Source organism: Magnetococcales bacterium, assembly GCA_015231175.1.
Lineage (GTDB): Bacteria > Pseudomonadota > Magnetococcia > Magnetococcales > DC0425bin3 > HA3dbin3.
In genome coordinates this window covers 1-6,848 of record JADGBZ010000117.1, presented here as the reverse complement: position 1 = coordinate 6,848, position 6,848 = coordinate 1, and the positions used below count along the sequence as shown (strand labels likewise).

Annotated in this window: 5 protein-coding genes; 3 read left to right on the top strand and 2 right to left on the bottom strand. The window is 54.3% G+C overall.

The window, feature by feature from the left end:
- The first annotated feature begins 252 nt into the window (after positions 1-252).
- Both folD and HQL63_15300 read left to right on the top strand, forming a co-directional pair.
- Positions 253-1,104, top strand: a complete 852-nt coding sequence (folD, locus tag HQL63_15305; protein MBF0178192.1) for a bifunctional methylenetetrahydrofolate dehydrogenase/methenyltetrahydrofolate cyclohydrolase FolD — start codon at positions 253-255, stop codon at positions 1,102-1,104.
- Between the two features lie 228 nt (positions 1,105-1,332).
- The gene (locus tag HQL63_15300; protein ID MBF0178191.1) at positions 1,333-2,424 is read left to right on the top strand and encodes a radical SAM protein; all 1,092 of its coding nucleotides are present in this window, start codon (positions 1,333-1,335) and stop codon (positions 2,422-2,424) included.
- Between the two features lie 447 nt (positions 2,425-2,871).
- Here the strand turns inward: HQL63_15300 and HQL63_15295 are convergent, their stop codons facing one another.
- Both HQL63_15295 and HQL63_15290 read right to left on the bottom strand, forming a co-directional pair.
- Positions 2,872-4,497 carry a hypothetical protein gene (locus HQL63_15295; GenBank protein ID MBF0178190.1) on the bottom strand — a complete coding sequence of 542 codons (1,626 nt, stop codon included), beginning with the start codon at positions 4,495-4,497 and terminating at the stop codon, positions 2,872-2,874.
- Positions 4,498-4,615: 118 nt separating this feature from the next.
- Positions 4,616-6,187, bottom strand: coding sequence for a B12-binding domain-containing radical SAM protein (locus HQL63_15290; GenBank protein MBF0178189.1), 1,572 nt, complete (start codon positions 6,185-6,187; stop codon positions 4,616-4,618).
- A 203-nt stretch (positions 6,188-6,390) separates the two neighbouring features.
- Between HQL63_15290 and HQL63_15285 the strand changes: the two genes are divergently transcribed.
- Complete coding sequence (locus tag HQL63_15285; GenBank protein MBF0178188.1) at positions 6,391-6,759, top strand: hypothetical protein; 369 nt, start codon at positions 6,391-6,393, stop codon at positions 6,757-6,759.
- Positions 6,760-6,848: the final 89 nt, after the last annotated feature.

Here is a 6,848-nt window from a genome sequence, read left to right as displayed (position 1 = left end):
CTGCTGACCGACCTTTTCAACGGTTTTACGCAGGCGTTCCCCGCATTGGACGGCAAATGGCTACAATAGGCAGCAACCCCAAAAGGGCAACCTTGGAAAGGCAACCTTGGAAGGGCTTGCCCTTCTGGGGTTGTTCTAAATCAAGGGCACTGCCCCCGATTTTTTCTGGGGCGCTGCCCCAAACCCCGCTGGGGGATGAATCCCCCAGACCCCCTCTTTTTTTCAATCGTTTTTTTTTGAGGAAACTTTGGCATGGCAACAATCATCGATGGCAAGGAGATCGCCCGGCAAATCCGGGAGGATTTAAAAAAGGAGATCGACCTTCTGCAACAACGCCACAGGGTACAACCCGGTTTGGCCGTGGTTTTGGTAGGCCATGACCCAGCCTCGCTGGTTTATGTACGCAACAAGAAGCGCGCTTGCGAAGAGGTAGGCATCCGCTCATTCTCCCACGAACTGGTGGCTGGAACCCACGAAGGGGAGTTGTTGGAGCTGATCGACCGACTCAACCAGGATCCAGCGGTACATGGCATTTTGGTCCAACTCCCCCTTCCCCGGCAGATTCGGTCGCAGGTTGTGTTGGAACACATCTCCCCCAACAAGGATGCCGACGGGTTTCACCCTTTCAACGTGGGGCGCCTGGTGACCGGCAATCCGCTTTTCCGTCCCTGCACCCCATGGGGAATCATGGAATTATTGCGAGTCAGTGGGTTGGACCCCGCAGGCAGACATGCCGTTGTCGTAGGTCGTTCCAACATCGTTGGCAAACCTGTAGCCATGATGCTCCTGGCAGCCCACGCCACGGTGACGATATGCCACTCACGCACACCTGATCTGGCTGCCATTGTCCGGCAGGCGGACATTCTGGTGGCTGCCGTGGGTCAGGCGCACCTGATCCCAGGCACATGGCTCAAGGAGGGGGTTGTGGTCATCGATGTGGGCATGAACCGCACTCCCGAGGGGCAACTCTGCGGCGATGTGGATTTTGCCTCGGCCCACTCCCGTGCGGCGGCCATAACCCCGGTTCCGGGCGGTGTAGGGCCCATGACCATTGCCATGTTGTTGAAAAACACCGTGGCGGGGGTCCAAGCACATATCCGCTGATCTGTCATGCCGAGATCGTTCAACCTTGAAATCTTTCATGTCAAGCAACTATTCACCACCTTTTCAAGAAAAGCCCGCATATGAAAGCTTTTATCAGGGCTTCGCCCCGAATCCACCAGGACGCTGTCCTGAATCTGCCAGGGAGTCAGCCCTCTGAAACCCGATTCGTTGCCGGGTGGTGAATCGTTACACCATGTCAAAGTTTTTCTTGCAGGAGATAGCATCACCGTGGGCATGATCAGAGATTATTTAAAATCTTTTCTTTCGGCCAAATTTCCAAATTTTTTGGATTTTTTATGCCTGGCCCATCAATTTTTGATCTGGCATAAAACCAACCTGGCCATGCATCTTCGGCCCCGCATGCGGGAAGCGGAGTTGCAGCGATGGGAAAAATTTCCTCTGCAACAGCTGGATATTGAGTTGACCAACATCTGCAATGCCAATTGCATCTTTTGTGGCTACCAATATCAGCAGCGACCCCACGCCACCATGTCCGATACAGTTTTTACGAAGGCCCTCACCCAATACAAGGCCATGGGGGGAAAACGTCTCGTCTTCAGCCCCCTGGTGGGGGAAAATCTGGTTGATCGTCATTGTTTGCAGAGACTGGAGTGGGCCAGTCATTTAAATTTTGAAAACATACACTTCATCACCAACGGCATCCTGCTGGAAAAGACCGATGTCAATAGATTGCTTCGCTCGGGCATCACCTCCATGAGCATTTCCATGTCCGGTTTTGATCCAGATGAGTACATGCGGATTTATCGCAACCGCTCCTATCCCAAATTGATGCGCGGAATCGACCAGTTGTTGATGGCCAATGAGCAATCGGGGCACCGCGTCGGTATCATGTTTCTGATCCGCAGCGACACCCCCAAACACGTCAACCTGCAACGCCCCGACTTTATCAGCCGGATCAAACCCTTTTTGCGCTGTGCCGACAAAGCATCCGGAAAACAGGCAGTCGAAGTGGGCTTTACCCCCTTTTATGACTCATGGGGAGGCATGATCAAACAAAGCGATCTGCCACCTGAAATGAGGCTGAACCGTATTTATGACAGCAGAAAGATACCCTGCTATGGCACTTTCAATTTAAAATTACTGCATGATGGCAAGGTTGAAATTTGTGGTTGCCGCTTTAGTAATATAGTAAAACAAAATGAATTATTGATAGGAAACATCAACGATAACGCATTGACTGAAATATATAATTCAAAGCAGTCCGGTCGATTCATGCGACGATTTACGAATGGTGATACCCCTCATATTTGCAAAAATTGCCACTATTATTTTCCGGTTGATCTTTATTTTTCCAGTTAACATTTACTCTCTACTTTAAAATCTTAAACAGAACTTTCTTCGCAACTATTCACCTCAACTTTCGCAGTTCGCGAAATGGCTTGGCGGCCTGATTTCCGGGTGGTGTCCTATGTAGGCCTAATCGGTTTTGCAGGGAAGGAAACCCACTCTCGCGTCGACCATACATAGGTCAAGAGTTGACACCACCATGCATCCGCAATCAAGTCTGACCCTACTGGACCAACCGACATGATTTGAAGTGTTCACTTTTCGTGACTATTCCGTACTCTTTCAAGAAGAGATTGGAAATGAAGGACTTTGTCAGGGCTTCGCCCCGAACCTCATCACCATGGCGCTGCCCTGGACAAAGCCAGGGAGCCAACCCCCTGGATCCCGATTCATGGCTTGGCTATTCCCGGAGCATTGGAGCATTTCTACACATCAAATCAACACGGTTGAGCCACGACCTTACCGGGGAGGGAGATTCCGAGCTATGGGAACACGTCGCCGATAAAGCTGAAACTGAAAATCACCGCCTTCGACATCGCGCTGATCGACCAGAATCCAGGTGCCATCCTGAATTTTGCTGCCCAGGAAGGGCTCGACAATACTCGGCCAATCGCAAAGCCAGTTGATCCCCTCCCGATCCAGGTAGTCCCACATGTGATCCTGGAAGGGGATGACCGCCATATTGGACACCCCGGCCAGATTGACGACACGATCCCGGAAATAGCCCACCGTACCGGATTGGGAGATGGCAATCCAATCGGCATCCGGGACACTTTTTTTGACCAGGGGGAGCAGGTCGCTCAACATGATGTTCTTTTTGAGATGGCCGTCAAAGTGCGTGGCAATGGAGACCAAAGTGATCGGAACAGCCAGGAGAATGGCGCCAACAGCCGGGAGCCAACGCCAGCGCCTGGTATACTCGAAGAGCACAAGGGCATAGGCAGGCGTAACCAGAAGCATCCAGGGGGTGAGATAGCGTTCATAAAAAAACCAGGCCCAGGAAGAGACGACATACCAAACCAACAGCACGACATTGGATATTGCCAGAACCAGGGCAAATTCCAGGGTGCGTTGCGGTCTGGTGGCTTGCCGGATTGTCGCATCCCGGGGCATCGACGGGAGTTGACGCCATCCCAACGCCTCTCGCCGCCGCCACAACCAAACCAGAAGCAGCAGAGCAACCACAATCCGCACACCCAGAATGACCCGCCCCCCATACAGGGAGTGGTTAATGAAGTCGCCGTCATAGTAGTGCGGCGTCAGCATCGTGGCGGCGGCGTCGACGCCATGAAAAACCCTTTTCGGGACAAATCCCCAAGCCTGCAACCCCAGGCCACTGGTTGGCGTCAAATGTCCAAACTGGATGACGTTGTAGGCCCACCAGGGGAGGGAGACGAGAAAGGCCGTGGTGCCCATGGCCGCAGCGGTGACCAGGCGTTCCGCCAGGGGTTGACCCCGGCTTATGAACAACCGTTGTATCGACAACAGAATGACCAAAAAAACGGTGTCGATACGCGCCAGAACCAGCAATCCCAGCAGGGCTCCCAGGCCGATGGCCCCCCGCCGGGTTTCGGCGCGCCCGCTTTGGTAGTAGCGCCAAACCAGGGCATAGAAGAAGAGGGCGCAACTCGTCTCCAGGCCATTGAACTGTTTCTGCCAGGTGGCCAGGGCGCCACCATAAACCAGGGCGCCCAACCAGAATAACAGTTGCTTCTGTTCGGCTTTTTCCAAGGATATGGCATCCCGGGTGATGGCGCCGAACAGAACGACGCTGCCCAGAAAAAACAACCAGTGCAACAAAAAGGTGGCCCGGACCATCTTTTCCGGATCAAGCTGGACCAGGCGATAAACCGGGGCATTCAAGAACACCCAGAGGGGCTGGAAACCGTTGTTGAGTGAATGTCCGTCGTAGCTTACACCATCTCCCTGGGCCATGTGCCGGGCGTTGGTGAGGACCATGTAGCCATCTTCCTCGATGGGAAGATTGAACAGAGTCGGCACCGAACGCAGGGCGATGGACAGGGTCGCCAGGAGGATCAAAATGACCGCCCATCTTGGTAGGGTGCTGGAGCGCTGTTCAATCATGGGAATGACCTCATGCGTCGAATGAATGCCTGACGAATGAAAAACTGGGATGGAGGTCCAGGAGGAAGGGCTGCGCCCTTCCTCCTGGTGGGGTTCAGGGCGAAGCCCCAACAAAGGCTCAGGAAGCGACTCTTTTACGTCGCACGGCATCTTTCAAACGATGTTCAAACACATTGGCCGCATCGTGTTCACTGAAAATGTTGCGCATGGTGCGGATGATGCGCGAGGGATGGAAAAGATAGCCGATAAAATAGGAAATCAGGGTCAGGATCAGGCGGTAAAAGGTCAACTCTCCAGGCCGCATCTGCTCGTTAAACACGCGGTGCGAGAGGTTGGTCAGGTCGGTATTCAGGGTGTTCAGGGTCAAAAAATAGGGGTCGCCCAGTTGAATCTTCCCTGCGGAGAGCAGTTGGCGAAAAAGGGCCGAGCCGGGAAAGGGCATGAAAATGTAGGGCTGAATCTCATCGACGCCGATGTACATGCACCGCAAGCCGAACCACAAAGATTTCATCACATCCCGGCGCGTCTCCCCCGGGAAACCCAGAACCATGTTGATGCGCACGGTCAGGCCATGCCGGACAGCGGCGGCAATCGAACGAAAAATGGCATCCAGATCGATGCGTTTGCCAACCATTTTCAACACCGCTGGCGAACCGCTCTCCGGGGCGTAGCTGATGTAGGTGGTGCCGGCTTTTTTCAGCAGGGCCAAAACTTCGTCATCCAGGACTTCGCTCCGCGTCCCGGCTGGAAAGGCCAGATGGACCCGAACGCCTTGCGCCAACATTTTTTCGAGAAGTTCCACGATCCATTTTTTTTTGACAATAGCAGTCAAATCATAAAGTTGTATAGTGGTGATATCATACTGATCGACATAATATTTAATTTCGGCGATGACATCGTCCACCTCCCGCATGGCATAACGGGAGGTCCACATGTTGGGGTTGGAGCAGAATGAGCAGCGGAACGGGCACCCACGGGTCCAAAGCATGGGCATGTCGCGTGCGGATTGGGGCCCGTAGGATTTGCCGGATTTCCAAAAAGCCTCCATGTAGCCTGGAGGCCAGTAGGGCCAGGGCAGTTCCGAAATGTTGCGGATTCGGGGCAGGCCGTTGGTTTCCCGGTAGGCGCCGGTTTCATCCAGGTAACCGATGCCGTCAACTGTGTTCAACCGCCCCCCCCGGGCGACGGTTTCGAGGATTTCCAACAGGCGATGTTCCCCTTCTCCCCGGGCGCCGATATCCAGGGCGGGGCAATCCCGCAGGGAATATTCCGTCAAGGCGGTCAGATGTTCTCCGCCAGCGACGAACAGGGCATGGGGAAATTTTTCCCGCACCGCCATGATCAGATCCCGGACCATGGGCCACTCCGAAGAGAACATGGCGTGAAATCCGATGACTTCGCTGTCGGATGGAATACGGGACAGAATCTGCTCGATGGTCAGGCCGTGTCCCAAAAATCCGGGATAATTTTTCAGCTCCCAGGTTGCATTCAACCCTTCGGCCATGGCATCAATCCAACAGGGATCGTACCCGTGGTGCCGCAGATAGGCGGTGATGTAGGCCAGGGCCAGGGAAGGGGTGGCTTCGTTGGAAAGGCTGCGCTTGTGGAAAAAAACCGGCGGGCGTATCAGGGTCACCCGCAATTTTCTCCCTGGCGCTGTTTGCTGTAGATTTTCCAGACGGCTTTGCATGGATCTCGCGCTCATATTTTTCGCCTGCGCACCCAACCCGTCACGTTGGCTGCTGAACAAGGAGAGGGGTTGTCACGTTCTCTGCAAAAAACGTCCCGGATTGGCGAAAACCCGCGTTCGTGGCAGGCTCGCACCCGGGACATCTTGATACCCAGACCAAATTGATGTCCAGACCAAAATGCAGTGATCAGGAATTTATGGACGTGAAAAGAATCCTGTTCGACCATGATGCAACGGTTTCGGCGTTGGTTCACTCCATCCTGTTGGAGCGTTGTGCCGACCCGGATCTCGATCCATCCCCCTGGGCCAACGCCATCACCTGCTTTGTCTTGCAGCAACGCGCCGCCATGCCGGTCCACACCGGCATGGCCGTCACTTGGCTGACTCTGCTCCTGGATATATGGCCTTTGTGGCGGTTTGGCAGGCCTTTCCATCGGCTGGAGCATGCCCGGCGGCGGGTGGTCATGGCCGGGTGGCAGATTTCGTGGTTGGCTCCCTGTCAGGATGCGTTGCGGCTTTACGAGAGTTTGACGCTCTTTGCCTGGCATACACGGAATGAAAAATTGGGGTGACCATGACGAAATGAAAAATTAGGGTGACCATGACGAATTGGGGTCCAGGGGGCTGGCTCCCTGGCGGGTCAAGGGCAGAGCCCTTGCGG